The sequence below is a fragment of the Sulfobacillus thermotolerans genome (genome assembly GCF_039623705.1).
Classification (GTDB): domain Bacteria; phylum Bacillota; class Sulfobacillia; order Sulfobacillales; family Sulfobacillaceae; genus Sulfobacillus; species Sulfobacillus thermotolerans.
The window spans coordinates 2,513,221-2,531,461 of the sequence record NZ_CP133983.1 but is presented as its reverse complement, the minus strand read 5'-3'; the positions used below and the strand labels follow the sequence as shown (position 1 = coordinate 2,531,461).

Here is an 18,241-nt window from a genome sequence, read left to right as displayed (position 1 = left end):
GGTCCACACGTCCGTGAAAGGAGTCATATGCGAAGCGATACAATTAAAAAAGGCCTTGATAGAGCCCCTCACCGTAGTTTGTTACGCGCCGCCGGCGTCAAAGAGAACGAATGGGATCGCCCATTTATTGCTATTGCCAATTCATTTGTCGAAATTATTCCTGGCCACACTCATTTATCCGCGGTTGGCCGAACAGTAGCCCAAGCTGTGCGTGATGCAGGTGGGGTCCCGTTTGAATTCAACACCATTGGCGTTGATGACGGCATTGCCATGGGCCACATTGGCATGCGCTATTCTCTTCCCAGTCGCGAGATTATTGCCGACAGCATCGAAACCATGGTGCGCGCTCACGCATTTGATGGTCTCATCTGCATTCCCAACTGCGACAAAATAGTTCCGGGAATGTTGATGGGAGCGCTACGGGTCAATATCCCCACCGTATTTGTCTCAGGGGGCCCCATGGCCGCTGGACGCTGGAAGGGTAAATCGGTCGACCTTATTTCCGTCTTTGAAGGAGTAGGCGCTGTTGCGTCCGGGAAGATGGCCTCGAACGACCTGTTGGAATTAGAGACCGTGGCCTGTCCGAGCTGCGGTTCTTGCTCGGGAATGTTTACAGCCAACTCTATGAACTGCTTGTCAGAAGCGCTAGGCGTCGCGTTGCCCGGAAACGGCTCCATACTCGCCACCGACCCACGGCGTCAAGAACTGTTTCAAGCAGTCGGTGAAGCCATCATTCGGCTGGTCAAGGACAATGTCGTCATTCGTGATATTGTCACGCCTGAAGCCATTGCCGACGCGTTTGCCTTAGACATGGCTATGGGCGGATCTACCAATACCGTTTTGCACACGTTAGCCCTCATCCATGAGGCCGGTCTGACGTTCCCCTTAGAACGCATCAACGAAATATCGACCCGCGTTCCTCATCTCTGCAAAGTTTCCCCGGCCTCATCGTGGCACATGGAAGACGTCGACCGGGCTGGAGGCATTCCCGCAATCTTGGGCGAACTGTCCCACATTGATGGCTTGCTCCATCCCAATCGGCCGACCGTAGCAGGTACGTCCTTTGGCGCGTATTACGAAGGCCATGAATCGCTAGACGAAGAGGTGATTCGGCCGTTGGCGAATGCCTACCGTACCGATGGAGGTCTTGCCATTTTAAGTGGATCCTTGGCCCCGAAGGGCGCCGTGATTAAAACTGCCGCTATTGAGACGGGCCAAGACGTTCACGAAGGACCCGCCAAGGTTTTCAACTCCGAAGATGAAGCCTTAGCAGGCATTCGGGCCGGGATCGAGCCGGGGTCCGTGGTCGTAATTCGCTACGAAGGGCCTAAAGGGGGACCAGGCATGCCCGAGATGCTATCGCCCACCTCGCTCATAATGGGCATGGGCCGTGGCCAAGACGTGGCACTAATTACCGACGGACGCTTCTCCGGGGGTACCCGCGGCTTTTGTGTCGGCCATGTCTCGCCTGAGGCGGCGGCAGGCGGTCCTATCGCCTTAGTGCAAGATAATGATATCATCCGCATCGACATCCCGAATCGGAGTATTGACTTGTTGGTTGATGAGGACGAGCTAGAGCGTCGACGCGCCGCACTTAAACCCTTTGAGCCCAAAATTAAAACGGGATGGTTACGGCGTTATAGCTGGTTTGTCACCTCGGCCGACACGGGAGCTGTTTTGTCGGACGACCCCACCATAGAGTAATATCAGGACGGCCACACGTGGGCCGTCCCTCTTTATTCATAACAAAACCATGCGAACCATCCTCAGATTACCCTGAAGTTATGCATACCCATTATTGTGGTCCATACCACGCCAACACGTAAGGCCAACGCCTTAAGCTTGCGACTCCCCGGAAGTGCGTCCGATGGCTGAACGCCATCTCCTTCCTTGGGCTGGGGTCGCATCGTAGGGCGGTTGACGTCGCCCTCACGACCGCGGGCCTGCCGCGATCGCCCCTGTCACCCGGTACTCAATTCCCTGGCGGTGCAGGTTCATGGCGCCAATCCAATTAATACCGTGTCAGAGCATAAAATACTGAGGCCCCGATGGCTAAGCACGCGAATAGCACATTAATAATGTGAAACATTCTGGTCCCTCCCGACCTGGCCGATTGCCATTTAACCATTTGTTTCCATCATATCACAAAAACTCACTATATTTGTTGATTTAGTGATGTAGATCACGAACATACGCCTTGTATTTGTGCCGTTTTATTCCATATAATACGGTTATTGCATTTAATATTATATTCTTTGCAATTTTATGCACCATATGCTGTAACCATTCCGCCATATATTAAATAGGGAGGCCGGTACATTGAATAGGCTGATAAAAGTCGCAATGAGCGGCTTAATCGTTATCGGACTGGCAGGATGCGGCACACCAAGTTCTAATGCCGCGCCTCGCATCGTTCCGCATTTTGGAGGAACGGCTGTTTACGCACTGCCCGTGCAAACATCACCCAACTGGTTTTTTCCCCTCGTTTCACTAAACGCGGATACCGTCGTCAATTTTGAAACAGATTTGATGATGTATAAGCCCCTGGTATACTTTAATCAACAAGGCCACTTTGAGCCCCAGCATAGCCTTGCATCGTCCGTGACATGGAATGCAAGCGACACTGTCTATACGATTCACCTAAATCCCAAATGGCACTGGTCAAATGGGCACAGGGTCACCGCCCAAGATGTCGTCTTTACATGGGATATTATGCAAGCGGGCTCAATGCCCAACAATCCTTATTCGTGGGCTTTTTCGGGAGAAGGATCTGGCGGCATTCCTGCTACATGGAAAAGCGTTGTCGCACCCAATTCCCATACCGTCGTAATCACGACAACCGTTCCACGCAATCCCGAATGGTTTATCCGCAATGGATTGATGGAAATAATTCCCGTGCCCCGTTCAATATGGGACCGCTACCCAAAGAATATGGCCAAAGAAATGTCCTTTATAAATTCAGTAGCCAACATGCCCACGAATTCCGTCTATCAAGTGGTTGACGGCCCTTATCGTTTGGCTAGCTACCAGCCTGGTAATTATTGGACCTTCGTACCCAATCCACACTATGACGGCCATAAATCCTATCTAAGTCGTGTCGTTTTTAAATATGAAACATCATCGGCTGCCGAATTCGCGGCATTGAGAACTGGTGCCATTAATGTCGGTTATTTAGGCGTAGGATTACTCGGTGCACGTTCTGAGATTCCCCATGACAAAATTACCGCGCTATATCGACCGGGCTTCGATTATGTGGCTTTAAACTTAAACCCTGCTGCTCCCCACGAAATTGGGAAAGCTTTTTCGGAACTTCCGGTTCGCCAAGCCCTACAGATGGGGGTCGACCAAACCGGTATGATTGCGCACATTTTTCACGGATACGGCGTGATCGACGATACCTCCTTGGCCCCCCTTCCTAAAACCTTCCTATTTAATCCCGCCCTCACTCGTCCTCTGTATCCCTTTAATCCTGCCCGCGGCAAGCAGCTCTTGCTGACAAACGGATGGCATGAGGTACACGGCGTGATGACGAAGCAGGGAATGGCGCTCAATTTTACCTTGGATTATGCCGCCGGGACGCAAAGCGCTGCAGACATGGTGCAACTGATGAAAAGCAATTGGGCCCAAGAAGGCATCGAGGTCCACTTAGTGCCCCAAACTTTTGACACCGTGGTCAGCTATGGGCCCTCGAACGCCAGCAAATGGGCTATGGTGGATTGGTCTGACGGAGCCGCATGGACCTATGGCAATGACCCGTATCCGACAGGAGGAAGCTTATTTGCAACAGATGCGGGCGAAAATGGTGGAGATTACAGCAACCACGAAATGAACCAATTAATACAAGCCACCTATGAACCAGGGACTCCAATGCAGACACTACACCGCCTCTACCGGTATGAAATGTATGTCGCGCAGCAATTACCAGGGGTGATATTTCTGCCCATGGAGCCTAAATTTATCGTTCACGCGGACACGATTCATGGTGTGAGCACGGAATTGGGGACATTCGGAAACATCCATCCGAATTATTGGTGGGTCTCCCCCTAAGGCCTAAAAGTCGTACCAGTCAGGCACTGTCCATGAGGGCAGTGCCTGACGCCAAGATACGTTGCTAACGACTTCTTCCCCCGAAGAATCCTACCATCCTTTCCGCTTCGTCCGCCTAGCCGAAGTATGGTAACATGAAGATGAATCCTTTTCTTTGGTCGACGTGAAATGCGCAAACATTTCCTTCGACCAAAGAAAAGGCATCCTGGTTGATCTGCCCGTTGGGCAGGTCCAATTTTCTTATTTCCCTTGACGTTCCAAAAAAATGGGCGTAGTGATTTGAGGTGCGGGTGTGGGTCAAAGACTGGTTCGGCAGTTCTTTCGCAAACATGGGATGGAATATATTCTCGCCATTTTAGCGGTAGGCGTATCCAAGATTCTCCAAGTACAAATTCCTGACATTATCGGTCATTTCATTGACCAATTTCGACGGGGTATTACGCCCCACGGTATTGACCGCTACGCGCAAGACCTTGCCGTGATTTCCATCGGTTACGTCATCCTTTTTGGCTTCGGCCAATTCACAGTCGGGAAGTTAGCGCGTATCTTTGAGGGAGATTTGCGCAGGCTGTTATTTGACCATTGGGAAGATCTCGACGCGGACTATTTTAACCAACATACCACGGGCGATTTATTGTCCCATGTCCTCAATGATGTACCGGCCATCCGTCAAGCACTGGCAGGCGGCATCAACCAAACGCTTCAGGCCGTATTTTTGTTTGTGGCCACGTTGTTTATGACCATTCGCCATATCAATTTATCATTAACCGTTATTAGCCTCATTCCCCTGTTACTTATCCCGGTGGTCGTGGTCAAACTAGGCCCAAAAATTCGGCAGCAGTCGCGGGTGGTCCAAGAATCTCTATCAGCCATGGCCGGGATGACCGAAGAAAGCTTGCAAAGTATTCGCCTGGTCAAGTCTGCGGGAAATGAAGGAGTGGAAGTCCGGCGTTTCACGGAACGCACCGATTCCGTCTATGATAACTCCATGCATTTGGTTCGCCTGAATACAACATTCCAAGCCCTCATTCCGCTGCTCAGCGGCATCAGCTTTGCCATTGCCCTCGTGTATGGCGGGGCCCTCACCTTGTCTCACCATATCACCCTGGGGGCATTTGTGGCCTTTACCGTATACCTCAGCATGCTGGTACGCCCCCTGATGCAGTTTGGCAATGTCATTAATATTTTTCAAAATTCGTCCGCGTCTTTGTTGCGCATTCAAGTCTTGCTCGAAGCCCAACCTCAAATCACCGAACCTGCTGAGCCGCAGCATCTGCCCGTACATGGTCCTATCGTCTTTCATGACTTAACGTTTACCTATCCTGATGCCAAGACTCCCGCTCTTCGACACCTCTCCCTTACGGTGCCAGAGGGCAGCATTCTTGGTATTGTCGGCCGTACGGGTTCTGGGAAAAGTACGCTAACACGCTTGCTTGTTCGGGAGCTAGACCCACCAGAAAAAGCCATAACCATCGGAGGGACCGATATCCGCAATGTCGCCAAAGCCGACTTACGCGAGGCCATTGCCTACGTGCCCCAAGATGGGTTTCTCTTTTCCTCCAGCATTGGCCATAATATTGCCTTTCCGACTCCCCAAGAAGATCCGGCGCAAATACGTCAGGCGGCGCAAGCAGCCAACATTCTAGCCACCGTGCAAACCATGCCAGAAGGCTTCGATACGGTGGTCGGCGAGCATGGATTAACCTTATCCGGTGGCCACTCTCGCCAGTCACCGCCTCTCTAATGTTCCCCAGCCAGGAACGTCTGCCTCGCGTCCTAGCAGTGCCACAATCCGAGAATTGCTGGTTTACGCGCGCCCATATACCCGGCTATTTGCCGGCGTGGTAGCCCTGGTCATTGTGTATAACCTGACCCAAGTGATTCAACCCTATCTCGTCAAGGTAGCCATTGATCGCTATCTCCTTATTCCCCATGGCCGCCTAGAGCCGCTCATAGCGATTGGAGCCACGTACTTAGGGATTACGTTAGTGGGCCTGTTGGCCAATTTATGGCAAACCCGTGTCATCGCATCAGCAGGCCAGCAAGTCGTCCGGCAAATTCGCATTGACCTATTTAGCCACATTGAATCGCTTTCCATGGCTTTTTTCGAGTCTCATGACACCGGTCGGCTGATCACAAACGTAGCCAGTGACACGACCCGCATTAGTCAATTTTTTACGCAATTCTTGCTGAGTGTCATCCGCGATGGATTAACGATTGTTTTGGTAATGGGTGCGATGTTCTTATTAAATTGGAAACTCGCCTTATTAAGTGCGTTGGTGATTCCCATTATCGTCGTCATTTCCGCTATATTCCGCCCGCGCCTGCACAAAATCTACAACACCACCCGATCCCGGCAATCCCGACTGATTGGATTCATTGCCGAAAATTTGACCGGCATGCGAATTATCCAGGTGTTTCACCAAGAGGATAAACAGCTCGAGGCCTTTAACCACCTCAACATTCCCTTTCAGACGGCCAATGTGAATGAATTTCGTTGGGATGTCTTTTTTAACCGAAGCTTTGACCTCCTCGGCAACTTGGCGGTAGCGTTTATGGCTTGGGCGGGAGGCATGGCCGTTTTTCACCATACTATTAAAATTGGCGTTTTATATGCCTTCATATCCTATATCCAACAATTCTTTGAGCCGATTAACTCTCTCACCCAAAATTGGAATACCTTACAATCTTCTATGATCTCGGCCGAACGTATAAGCGCTGTGTTAGCCACGCCTCCGGCGATAAAAGATCCGCCCCGTCCGATTACACCGCCTGCCATTACCGGACGAATAGACTTTGATCATGTCTCATTTGCCTACGACCGCAGTCGCCCGATTCTTGATGACATCACGTGTCACATTCTCCCCGGCCAATTTATTGGCATCTGTGGTGAAACCGGAGCCGGTAAGAGTACGCTCATCAGTCTGTTAGCCCGTTTCTACGACGTCACAAGCGGCACCATCTCCATTGATCATGTAGATATTCGGGAGGTCCGTCAGGCTGACTTGCATCGTTGGGTAGCCGTTGTGCAGCAAGAAGTGAATTTATATTCCGGTTCCGTGGCTGACAATATTCGCCTCTTCCGATCAGACGTGTCTGATGCGCAAGTTGTCCACGCGGCTCGTCTTACAGGGGCTCATGCTTTCATTTCTCAACTTCCCCAAGGCTATAGCACCCCATTAACCCCGCATGGATCGAATTTGTCCGCTGGCCAGCGCCAACTGCTCGCATTCGCCCGCACCATCGTCCTCAATCCTTCTATTTTGGTCCTGGACGAAGCCACGGCCAATTTGGACGCGATGAGTGAAATCGCAGTACAACAGGGGCTCATCGAAGTCGCCAAAAACCGCACAACAATCGTTATTGCTCACCGGTTATCGACTATACGTGCCGCCGATTGCATTTATGTGCTCGATAAAGGACGGATCGTGGAATCGGGCACCCACGATCAGCTGGTCGCCCATCATGGTGCCTATGCCGAGATGCTGCAGAAATCCCAGCTCACCGCAAACGCGGAAGGCTTCTAAATAAAGACACCCCGAGCGGATGTTACTTCATTCCGCCCGGGACCTTAGTATCACCGCCTAAGGCACATCATGACGCCAAATGGGCATAGCCTGGTATAGTCAAAAACTCTGGAAAATCTTCCCCTAATGCCACCTCTTCAAACAGTGCGATGGCTTCGGAAAATTTGCCTGCGTTAAAGGCTGATTCCCCACGTTCTTGGCGGAGTTTGGCGATTTCATCTTCCTCTAGCATTTGTACCAGTTCGCGCGTCACCGTACGGCCATCGTCCAACACAGCGTGTTGATGAATCCATTGCCAAATCTGAGCCCGAGCAATTTCAGCCGTGGCAGCATCTTCCATCAAATGAAAAATGGCCACCGCGCCTTGCCCTTTTAACCACGATTCAATGTATTGAATGGCCACACTAATGTTGTTACGGATGCCCGCTTCGGTAATGCGGCCCCCAGGCACTGTGAAGGTGAGCAACGCCTCTTGGGACACCCTCTCTTGGGGCATTACGTGTTTTTGATTCGGCGCGGTTCCTAACACCCGGTCAAACGCTTCCATAGCCACCGGCACCAAATCCGGGTGGGCAACCCATGTTCCATCAAACCCATCGTTCGCTTCGCGCGTCTTATCCTCCCGGACCTTCGCTAACGCTTCGCGATTAATGGCGGGGTCGCGACGACTGGGGATAAATGCGGCCATCCCCCCCATCGCATGAGCTCCGTGTTTGTGGCAAACTTGTACCAACCTTTGTGTATAGGCCCGCATAAAGGGAACGGTCATCGTCACCGCGGCACGGTCTGGTAATACGCTCTGCGGTGCATGACGGAATTTCTTAATGATGCTGAAAATGTAATCCCATCGTCCGGCGTTGAGACCCACCGCATGGTCCTTCAGTTCATAAAGAATCTCTTCCATTTCTAAAGCCCCTAAGATGGTTTCAATGAGCACCGTCGCCTTAATGGTGCCGCGTTGCAATCCCAAGCGATCTTCCGTGAAGTCGAAGACCTGGTTCCACAAACGCGCTTCACGAGCGCTCTCCAATTTGGGTAAATAGAAATAGGGCCCCGTTCCTTGTTGCAACAACGTCTGGGCATTGTGAAAAACATACAGGCCAAAGTCTACCAGACTGGCCGACATAGGGACGCCTTCCACCTCTAGATGCTTCTCCAGCAAATGCCATCCGCGCGGTCGCACGACTAAGGTCGCCACTTTGTCGCCCAAACGATAGGCCTTCCCGTTTTCAGCGGTATAATCTATGCGTCGCTCAATGGCTCGGGTGAGATTGATTTGTCCTTCAATAATATTCGCCCATGTTGGCGCATTCGCATCTTCAAAATCGGCCATAAACACCTTGGCCCCGGAATTGAGGGCATTGATGACCATCTTACGGTCTACCGGTCCTGTGATCTCAACCCGCCGGTCCATCAAATCCGCCGGTATCGCGCCGACCGTCCAATTTCCTCGGTCTGGACTTGGAGCCGGAGCCCACAGACCTTGATCAATTTGGTGCTGAATCACTTGACGCTCTGCTAATAGCGCTTGCCGCTCGTCTTCGAATTTTTCGTGCAAGGCGCCAAGAAAATAGCATGCCTCGTCCGTTAATACTGTCTCGTAATCGGTTCCCATCGTCCCGGTAATGGTCACGCTCGTTGTGTCACGCATAATGGCTGTTGCCTCCTCATTTTGCAATCCCCTTGCTCATCATGCTCCCGACGTTGCTAATAGTAGAGCCCGCGCCGCCGCCTCCGCTATCCACTGATATCCGTGCTGTTGAATGTCCTGCGCTGTGGCACCACGCGGCGTGGCCTGCTCTAGCCACACATTCCCTAAGGTCTTAAGTTGTTCCGCGCCTTCCCCTAAATGGCCAGACACCACAATGCAAGGCTTCTGATATTGACGACACAAGTTCAGCACCGCCATAGGCACCTTGCCCGACAACGTCTGAGCATCGGTAGCTCCTTCTCCCGTAAAAACGATATCCGCCTGTGCAATCTCTTCTGCCAGTCCAGTGGCCGTCACCATTAAGTCGGCTCCGCGTGCCATGCGCACCTCGCGTCCCAACACCCTAAGCGGAAAGGCTGCACCTCCGGCAGCCCCCATTCCTTCCTCTTCCATCACCGAGGCGTCGGCTGTTTTGGCCGCATGCACTAACGCCTCCCCAAACCGCCGCAATTCCTCATCACGCTGCCGGACGCCTGCAGGACTAAGACCCTTTTGAGGTCCATACACCGCCGCCGCACCACGAGGCCCCCATAAGGGGTTGGTCACGTCGGTGGCCACTACGATTTTTATAGGAGCAAGCAATTGACGGACCGTCTCAACCTCTTCAATTTGTACAGGCAACGCTAATTGGCGCGCATCCGTCCCTGGCACCACCTCCTTTTGAAATCGATACAGCGCGCCTAAAGCTGAAAGCAATCCAAAGCCCCCATCCGTGGTGCCGCTGCCCCCAATCATAAAAAAGATGGTATGTGCACCACGTGCCAATGCATGACGCCATTGCTGCCCCGTCCCCCATGTCGAGGCACGCATCGCCCACTGATTTCTCTGCTCCGGGTGATGAAGAAACTCGGGTAAAAAATGCAAGCCAGATGCTTGTGCGAGTTCGATCCAGGCCGTGCCGTTATCCCAACCGTATTCCGCAGTAATCTCCCGTCCATAAGAATCGACCGTCGCCATCGACACCCGCTGTGCAGCCGTGCCGCTGAGCACGACGTCCAAGCTTCCTTCCCCACCATCGGCCATCGGTTTCAAAGCGATGTCAGTCCCAGGCCTTGCTTGTGCAATGCCTTCCGCCATCGCCATCGCCGCTTGTTGGGCGGTAAATGTTCCTTTGAATGAGTCCGGTGCCACCACAACCTTCATTAGGACCCGCCATCTGGGCCGACGGCCACCAAAATAGGGGGCACGACGTGATGCATACTTCTATCCTCAACACAAGCCCCAGGTCTTGGCACGAGTTTGCCGGAATTGCACAACCCTTGCGGATTAAACACGTCACGCAAGTCCTGTTGCGCTTTGAGATCGTGTTCTGAAAACATGTAAGCCATGTGGCCGATTTTCTCAATCCCGACTCCATGCTCGCCGGTAATGCTTCCCCCCATATCCACACACACTTCTAAGATACGCTGGCCTAGGGCCAGTGCTTGCTGCAATTGACCCTCGATCCGGGCATCATAGCAAATGAGCGGGTGCAAATTTCCGTCTCCCGCATGAAACACGTTGGCTACCCGCAGCCCATATTCCGCACTTAAAGCGCTTATACGCTGCAAAACCGCTGATAATTTGGTGCGTGGAATCACGCCGTCTTGCACTAAATAATCTGGGGAAATGCGGCCAATGGCAGGAAACGCCATTTTCCGGCTGTTCCACCATAGTGCCCGTTCACGGTCATTTTGGGCCACGCGGACCGTTCTGACGCGGTTTTGATTGCACACATCTAATACTCGCTGCGCATTGTCTTCCACACTCTCAAGCATCCCATCGATCTCGACGAGCAACACTGCTTCAATATCATCAGGATAACCCACGTGATAGACACTTTTATCCACCGCATGAATCATCAACTGGTCCATCATCTCACACGCCGCCGGCACTATCCCCTGCGCAATGATATCCGATACGGTCTGCGATGCGTCGTCAACGCGATCAAAATATGCTAAAAACGTTTTGACCGCTTGTGCTTTGGGAAGAATTTTCACTGTAATGGCTGTAGTAATTCCCAAGGTGCCTTCGGAACCCACGAGCACTCCCAGCAGGTCATAGCCAATCGAATCCCCATAAGGCTCACCCACCGTGATGACCTCTCCTGAAGGCAGTACCACTTCCGCCGCTACCACATGATTAGTGGTCACCCCATATTTTAAGCAGTGCGAGCCCCCAGAATTTTCCGCAAAATTCCCCCCAATGGTACACACCGACTGGCTTGACGGATCCGGTGCATAATAAAACCCGTCATTGGCCATCTCTTTGGTCAACCGTAAATTGACAAAACCGGGTTGCACCGTCGCACGCCGATTTTCAAAATCAAGGTCCAATAGCTTATCCATCTTAGCTAAGCTAATTACCACTTCATGGTTCAGTGGCGTAGCCCCACCGCTAAGGCCTGTTCCTGCGCCACGAGGAAGAAAAGGAATACCTTCTCGGCCCAGACAGCGCACGATAGCCACAACCTGTTCCGTCGTTTCCGGAAACACGACGGCACTTGGCATATACTTTTCTGCAACATATGCATCACAATCGTAGGCGACGATTCGGTGCTCATCCACAATAAGGTTGTTCCGTCCTACGATGTCCTCGAGTTCGTGTATCACAGGCTCAGGCAACATCGGATACACCGTCCTTTCTTCCCCACAAACTAGTCTTTATCGCTTTGAACTTTGGTCCTCCGCTTGATACGCCATATCTAAGAGCTGCACCGTATGCCACACCGGTGTGGAGCGTTCGCGCGCTGCCAATCCCGCGCGAATCTGAATCATGCAGCCCGGATTGCCCATCACCACAGCTTCGGCTTGCGCTGGGATATCCGTGATTTTTCTCTCCAAGAGTTGACGAGCCATATCAGGATGGGTGAGGTTATACACGCCGGCGCTACCACAGCACCTATCAGAGTCGGGCATTTCAACTAATTCGACACCTGCGATCGCACCAATCAATTGCCGGGGTTGCTCACGAATACCCTGCGCATGACACAAATGACAGGCATCATGATACGTGACTTGCTGGTCGAGTGATCCGATTGGGGGATCAAATCCTTGTTCGATTAAGAGTTCGGAAATATCTCGAACCATTGCACTAAACGTCTTGGCTTTCTCCCGATACGCCGGATCATCACGGAGGAGGTCCCCATATTCTTTCATAGCCGCACCACAGCCAGCAGAGTTCGTCACAACAAAGTCGCTTCCTGCGCCTAAAAACGCATCAATGTTGCGCCGGGCCAGGGCCTGCGCTTCCTCGCGATCCCCTGCATGCACATGCAGCGCCCCACAACATACCTGCCCTTCGGGCACCACTACCGTCATGTGATTACGAGCGATTACCCGTGCTGTTGCATCATTTACATCTGCGAACAGGACATCCATCACGCACCCCGTTAGTAAAGCCGCACGCACTGGCTGTCGGCCAGACGAAGAAGCCGGATGGGGAACCGGCAAGGGGAGCGACCGCTCCTTTGGCTTGGGTGGCACTGTAGGCAGCCCTGCTTCAATTTCTTGCAAATGGGATGGCAACAGTTTTAAGGCCCCTACCGATCGCGCAAGCTGCCGTAAACCCGAGACTTGATAAAAGCGCAAGATATTGCCGGCAAGACGCAAGCGCTTAGGATGACTAAAGAGGCCTCGTAGCATCCACCGCTCCCGCCGAGATTGCTTTTGCGCTTGCGTTCGGGCCGCATGGATTTGTCCGCGTGACATTTCGATTAAATGGCCAACGGGAACCCCAGACGGACACACGGTTTCACAAGCTCGACAATCTAAACAGGTAAATACCGGATCTTCAGCAGCTTCCAACGGCAATGTGCCTTCGGCCACTTGCTTTATAAGAAACACACGGCCACGAGGCGAATGATTTTCATCGGATAATTGCTGATACGTCGGACAGACCTCGAGACAAAATCCACAGTGTACACATTTGGAATATTCATCGGGGTCTGGGCCGGCAAACATTTTTATCGTCTGCTCACTACTGCGATCTGTCAGCGCTTCAGACTTGACCATGGTCACATCCCCCTAGCAAAAACTCCTGGATTCAAAATGCCGTATGGATCATAAGTTGCCTTTATTTGCTGCATTAGTCGCCATTCACCAGCATGGAGTCGTCGGCTTTCCATCATAGGCTCTGTCCACATCACGTCGGCAGGCATCCGTTCAATCACAAACGACACGCCTGACGACTGACAATGGGTCACAACTGTTCTCACCAACGTTTTCGCATGGTCTTCGGTGTCACCATATCCATAAATTTTTCCGACCCCATCACTGAGGGTGAATGACCACGATGCCTCAATCTCCTGCGTCAAGAGCGTGTGCTGCAAGGCATCGGCAAATTCTACCATCTGTGTCGGCGCCATCTGTACTCGCACAGTCGTCTCAGCAGAGATAAGCGCCGCACGATAATGCTCCCAATATTTCGTTACGTCATCATTTTCAAGGATTTCTAAAGACACGTTAGCACTCTTCGTTATCTCACGAATTTGCTTTTGCAAGGCCTGCGCTGCCGTAGCCGGTTCATCACTCCCCACCAAAAGGGTCCAGGCGTTTGGCGCATGCGATGATATAGTGTTAGGAGCTTGCGTGGCGCTTACCATTTCTAACATCGACACGGTTAACGCATTCCGCATAATTATCTGATAGACAGAACCGACCTCAGCGGCAGGACCGGTTACCGCAAACAATGCGCGGTGGCGAGGTAGCGGGTGCAACTTGAAGGTACATTCTGTAATCACACCCAAACTGCCATGAGATCCAATGAATAGCTTGGGCAAATCATAGCCTGCCACATTCTTCACGACCTTGCTCCCCACCTGAATGACGGATCCGTCAGCCCGCACCACACGAAGACCCGTCACCAGATCTCGCAAAGTCCCATAGCCAACACGAGACGGCCCATAGGCTGCGCAAGATACCAACCCTCCCACGGTCGCGCGTGCATCACAAACCGCGTCCAGTGCTAACATCTGTTGATGTGTTCGCAGCGCATTCTGCAAAGACTCAAACAAGGTCCCGCTGCGGACACTGACAATCATATCCCCTGGCGAATACTCACTCATTCCAACCATGCGATCAGTATAGATTGCTATAGTAGGATCTTGAGCCTTCCGTTCTAACGGGCGGCCTCGTGGTACGACGCGCCAGCGATGCTGTGACGCCAAACGACAAATCTCAGCAATTTGCTCCTCATTATGCGGGTGGACACCATAGACCTCTGCGTCTGGAGACGGGTCCACGGCCGATGGTTCGACGATCTCTGCTAACAACGCGGCTACATCTTGCATACTCCTGTGTCTCCTCGCTTCCCCTTGTGCACACCTGGGCGCGTTGTGGTTAAATCACCGAATCCGCCTGTGCCAAATTCCTTAGATACTGAATTAAATACGAATGATCCTCGTTGTCATGACCGTGGGCAAGCAATACATTCATCATTTCTCTGGTTCCTGCCGTATGCGGGAGAGAAACTCCTAATTCAGCGGCAGACGATAACGCAATCCCTAAATCCTTATGATGCAATTTCAAGCGAAAGCCCGGATTATATCGTTGTTCCAAGGCGCGTTGGCCATGCAGGTCCAGAATTCGACTTTGGGCAAATCCACCTAAAAGCGCGTCCCGCACCCGATCTAATTCCACGCCAGATTTCTCGGCCAGCGCAAAAGCCTCACCCACTGCTTCGATAGTCAGCGCGACCACAATTTGATTGCAGGCTTTCGTGACCTGACCCGCGCCGGCCGGGCCCATATAGACAATATTCCGACCCATAGCCTCGAAAATCGGTAGGGCTCGTACAAAGACCGCCTCCTCGCCGCCTACCATAATGGATAAGGTCCCCGCTTTAGCGCCTACGTCACCCCCCGATACGGGGGCATCGAGCGTTTCAATTCCGCGTTCTCGAGCAGTCTGGGCGATTCGTCGCGCAATGGAAGGGCTAGCTGTGGTCGTGTCAATCAGCAACATCCCCGGACGCGATGAAGCCAAGAGCCCATCGTCTGTAAAGTACACGGCTTCAACATCGGGAGTATCCGGTAACATCGTTACAACCACATCACTGGATTCGGCCACTTTTGCCACAGTATTCACCACATGGGCTCCGAGCTCTTCCAAACGCGCCGCCGCCTTCACGCTGCGGTTAAACACCGTGAGGGAATACCCCGCCTCTAGAAGATTGGCGGCCATCGGTTCCCCCATTACTCCTAAACCGATAAATCCTATTCGGGGTAGAGTGCCTTTCTCATTTTTCATGATTCTCATTCCTTTCGTCAATATTTGGGGAGTGAATTACCTTTTTTCGCGGGGGAGCCACCTTAAGCCCTCATCGGTATCGCCTGCCGGGATATATTCCAACCCTACATAGCCACCATATCCCGCATCATCTAACGCGTTCAGGACATGGTCATAATGAATCTCGCCAGTCCCAGGTTCATGACGTCCCGGGTTGTCAGCAATCTGCACATGGCCGATATGCGCTGCCAATCGTCTAAAGGTCCCAATCAATTCCCCTTGCATGCGCTGAGCATGATAGATGTCGTATTGAAGAAAGACATTAGGGTGCTGAACCGTGTCCAACAGCTGCTCAACGCGCGCAGGGGTGTTCAAAAAGAATCCAGGAATGTCCAACGAATTAACCGCTTCAACAAGCAGACGAATATTGTGCTCAGCGAGCTGGTCGGCTGCAAACCGCACATTGGCCACTAACGTTGTCCAAGCTTCGTCCTCCGACAACTCGTAAGGCCGAACACCTGCAAGACAATTGATGCGCACACACTGCAGAGCTTTGGCATAGCGAATGGCTTCGGCAACGCCCGCGCGAAATTCCTCTTGTCTATCAGGGAAGATGGCAATCCCTCTTTCGCCATCTTCCCAGTGTCCTGCCGGCAAATTGAATAAGACAAGTTTCAGCTGATTGCGGGCCAATGCATTTTGTACCGCATCAAGACCCGCAGCATAAGGGAACATAAATTCTACCGCCGAAAAACCCGATGCTTTAGCGGCGTCAAAACGCTCTAAAAACGGTCGATCAGGGTACAACAACGATAAATTAGCAGCATAGCGTATCATCACATTGTCCTGCCTTTCATTATTGGCGTTCTGAAGCCAGCGCAATGTCGCGATCGATCACCTCGTCAAACTCACGAATCTGATCGAGACTCGGGCCCATGGCCGCATCAGCTTCCCGTTCGATAAAGACTTCCACCAACACGGGCAACTGGTGCGTCTGAGATGCCTCTTGAGCCCACCGCATGGCCGATTCAAGATCTTGCGGATTCATCACTTTCTTGCCTAAGCCTCCCATGGCTTCCACCGCCAACACATTGTCCATGCCCCGGTCCTCATTCATCCCGTAACTGATATCCACGCCAAAATTCATGTCATACTGATACTTCGACGGTTGGCGAATCAGGCCAAGATATCCGTTGTTTAGCATGACAATCACCATGGGGATATGGTATTGCACGGCTACAGCGATTTCTTCCATGAGGAATTCAAAAGAATAATCCCCTACCACGGCAACCACTTCTTCTTCAGGGCGAGCGCATTTCACCCCGATGGCCGCAGGTATTTCCCACCCCAATGGACCCGCTTGGCCACACACCAGGTAATGGCGCGGTTTATACACATGTTGAAATTGCCCCGACCAAATTTGATACAATCCGATCGCCGTCGTAAAGATCGCGTCGGTGCCAAACACCGTATTCAGCGCCTTAAAAACCCGCGCCGGCTTAATGGGCACCGTGTCCATATCCATGCGCCGGTCCTTGGATTCTTTTAAGAGCCCGACACGTTCTACCCATTCTCGTGGTTGTTGCCGAGCTACCCGAGACTTTGCTGTTTCCAAAAGCGCTTCCAGGGCGAGGCGTGCATCGGCAACAATGCCAAGGTCCGGTTGAAAAATACGGCCAATTTGCGTTGCTTCCACATCAATGTGCACAAATTTCCTACCCTTGGTATACACCTCTAAATTGCCGGTGTGACGCTCCGCAAAACGAGCTCCCACCGCAAGAACAAAATCCGATTCTAAGAAAATCTGGTTAGCGGCGCGAGTTTGGGTTTGAATCCCCACCGTGCCCACATATAAGGGGTGATCAGCCGGTATCGTACCCCATCCCATCAGCGTCGGCGACACAGGAACTTGCAAGTACTCCGCGAGCTCCCTCAACACATCCGAAGCGTTCGCGTTAATGATGCCCCCGCCCGCCAATATAATGGGCCGCTTCGCCTGCAACAACATATCGAGTGCCTTTTCTATGGCAGGGCGATACGGAGGCATAGGAAAGACCGGCAAACGGTGGTCCGTTTCTGGATTGTAATCAATCATGGCCTGTTGAACATCAAGAGGCAAGTCAATATGCACGGGCCCCGGACGCCCTTCGCGAGCAATGCGAAAGGCCTCGCGAAACACCCACGGCACTTGAGCCGGTTCCATGACCAAAAAACTCCTCTTAACCACCGGCTTCACAATCGAACAAATATCCACCGCCTGAAATCCTTCCCGGTGCAATTGCGCCCGAGGAGCCTGCCCCGTAATGGTAATCATCGGGATCGAATCAGCCCATGCTGTGTAAAGACCGGTCACCATGTTTGTCCCGGCAGGTCCCGATGTTCCAATGGCGACCCCCACATTACCTGTCGCCCGAGCCCAACCGTCTGCCGAATGGGTAGCACCCTCTTCGTGCCGAACAGTAATCGACTTAATTGCAGGATTTTGGGACAAGGCTTTGTATAAGGGCAAGATGGCCGCCCCAGGAATACCGAAAACAACGTCCACCCCTTCTTGCGCCATGACGGCTACCGCCGCCTCCATTGTGGTCATTCTTGGCATAAACATCCTCCTTCTTCTTTCCGTTCTACGATGTAGAACTCAGTTCCGGTGGGAACATAAAAAATTCCTCAAGAAACGGAAAAAATGATATAAGTCAGACTATGCCAAGAATGCACAGGTGTCTAATTCGCATTTTATTTCATTCACCAAG

12 protein-coding genes are annotated in these 18,241 nt (G+C 52.2%); 4 read left to right on the top strand and 8 right to left on the bottom strand.

All coding sequences use genetic code 11. The annotated features are described in order from the left end of the window. Positions 1 to 27: 27 nt before the first annotated feature. The 4 genes from ilvD (at position 28) to ORD20_RS13120 (ending at position 7,574) form a co-directional block, all read left to right on the top strand. The gene (ilvD, locus tag ORD20_RS13135) at positions 28 to 1,704 is read left to right on the top strand and encodes a dihydroxy-acid dehydratase (RefSeq protein WP_103375176.1); all 1,677 of its coding nucleotides are present in this window, start codon (positions 28 to 30) and stop codon (positions 1,702 to 1,704) included. Positions 1,705 to 2,319: 615 nt separating this feature from the next. Further along, positions 2,320 to 4,047, top strand: a complete 1,728-nt coding sequence (locus ORD20_RS13130) for a peptide ABC transporter substrate-binding protein (RefSeq protein ID WP_242968430.1) — start codon at positions 2,320 to 2,322, stop codon at positions 4,045 to 4,047. Between the two features lie 292 nt (positions 4,048 to 4,339). Then, positions 4,340 to 5,791: an ABC transporter ATP-binding protein gene (locus ORD20_RS13125; RefSeq protein ID WP_430626251.1), complete on the top strand. Its 1,452-nt coding sequence runs from the start codon at positions 4,340 to 4,342 to the stop codon at positions 5,789 to 5,791. After that, a complete protein-coding gene (locus ORD20_RS13120; protein ID WP_430626250.1) occupies positions 5,760 to 7,574 on the top strand; it encodes an ABC transporter ATP-binding protein in 1,815 nt (604 codons plus the stop codon). The genes ORD20_RS13125 and ORD20_RS13120 overlap by 32 nt, the downstream gene beginning before the upstream one ends. Before the next feature lie 67 nt (positions 7,575 to 7,641). On the opposite strand, the gene aceB is transcribed toward ORD20_RS13120, so the two are convergent. Genes aceB through gcl form a run of 8 tightly spaced genes read right to left on the bottom strand, consistent with a single transcriptional unit; the run spans position 7,642 to position 18,090 of the window. Continuing rightward, complete coding sequence (aceB, locus tag ORD20_RS13115) at positions 7,642 to 9,225, bottom strand: malate synthase A (RefSeq protein WP_103375173.1); 1,584 nt, start codon at positions 9,223 to 9,225, stop codon at positions 7,642 to 7,644. Between the two features lie 39 nt (positions 9,226 to 9,264). Beyond that, on the bottom strand, positions 9,265 to 10,428 hold the full coding sequence (locus tag ORD20_RS13110; RefSeq protein WP_103375172.1) for a glycerate kinase: 1,164 nt from the start codon (positions 10,426 to 10,428) through the stop codon (positions 9,265 to 9,267). Then, a complete protein-coding gene (locus ORD20_RS13105; protein WP_103375171.1) occupies positions 10,428 to 11,891 on the bottom strand; it encodes an FAD-linked oxidase C-terminal domain-containing protein in 1,464 nt (487 codons plus the stop codon). The genes ORD20_RS13110 and ORD20_RS13105 overlap by 1 nt, the downstream gene beginning before the upstream one ends. 36 nt (positions 11,892 to 11,927) lie before the next feature. Then, positions 11,928 to 13,277: a (Fe-S)-binding protein gene (locus ORD20_RS13100; protein WP_103375170.1), complete on the bottom strand. Its 1,350-nt coding sequence runs from the start codon at positions 13,275 to 13,277 to the stop codon at positions 11,928 to 11,930. A gap of 2 nt (positions 13,278 to 13,279) precedes the next feature. Continuing rightward, positions 13,280 to 14,554 (bottom strand): FAD-binding oxidoreductase, encoded by a 1,275-nt coding sequence (locus ORD20_RS13095; protein WP_103375169.1) that lies wholly within the window; start codon positions 14,552 to 14,554, stop codon positions 13,280 to 13,282. Positions 14,555 to 14,603: 49 nt separating this feature from the next. After that, a complete protein-coding gene (locus ORD20_RS13090; RefSeq protein ID WP_103375168.1) occupies positions 14,604 to 15,512 on the bottom strand; it encodes a 2-hydroxy-3-oxopropionate reductase in 909 nt (302 codons plus the stop codon). Positions 15,513 to 15,548: 36 nt separating this feature from the next. Next, on the bottom strand, positions 15,549 to 16,328 hold the full coding sequence (hyi, locus tag ORD20_RS13085) for a hydroxypyruvate isomerase (protein ID WP_103375167.1): 780 nt from the start codon (positions 16,326 to 16,328) through the stop codon (positions 15,549 to 15,551). Positions 16,329 to 16,347: 19 nt separating this feature from the next. After that, the gene (gene gcl, locus ORD20_RS13080; RefSeq protein ID WP_103375166.1) at positions 16,348 to 18,090 is read right to left on the bottom strand and encodes a glyoxylate carboligase; all 1,743 of its coding nucleotides are present in this window, start codon (positions 18,088 to 18,090) and stop codon (positions 16,348 to 16,350) included. Positions 18,091 to 18,241: the final 151 nt, after the last annotated feature.

Coding starts and splice junctions, on each gene's coding strand:
- gcl (WP_103375166.1), bottom strand. CDS start 18,090: ATGCCAAGAATGACCACAATGGAGGCGGCGGTAGCCGTCATGGCGCAA.
- aceB (WP_103375173.1), bottom strand. CDS start 9,225: ATGCGTGACACAACGAGCGTGACCATTACCGGGACGATGGGAACCGAT.
- ORD20_RS13110 (WP_103375172.1), bottom strand. CDS start 10,428: ATGAAGGTTGTGGTGGCACCGGACTCATTCAAAGGAACATTTACCGCC.
- ilvD (WP_103375176.1), top strand. CDS start 28: ATGCGAAGCGATACAATTAAAAAAGGCCTTGATAGAGCCCCTCACCGT.
- ORD20_RS13105 (WP_103375171.1), bottom strand. CDS start 11,891: ATGTTGCCTGAGCCTGTGATACACGAACTCGAGGACATCGTAGGACGG.
- ORD20_RS13100 (WP_103375170.1), bottom strand. CDS start 13,277: ATGGTCAAGTCTGAAGCGCTGACAGATCGCAGTAGTGAGCAGACGATA.
- hyi (WP_103375167.1), bottom strand. CDS start 16,328: ATGATACGCTATGCTGCTAATTTATCGTTGTTGTACCCTGATCGACCG.
- ORD20_RS13090 (WP_103375168.1), bottom strand. CDS start 15,512: ATGAAAAATGAGAAAGGCACTCTACCCCGAATAGGATTTATCGGTTTA.
- ORD20_RS13095 (WP_103375169.1), bottom strand. CDS start 14,554: ATGCAAGATGTAGCCGCGTTGTTAGCAGAGATCGTCGAACCATCGGCC.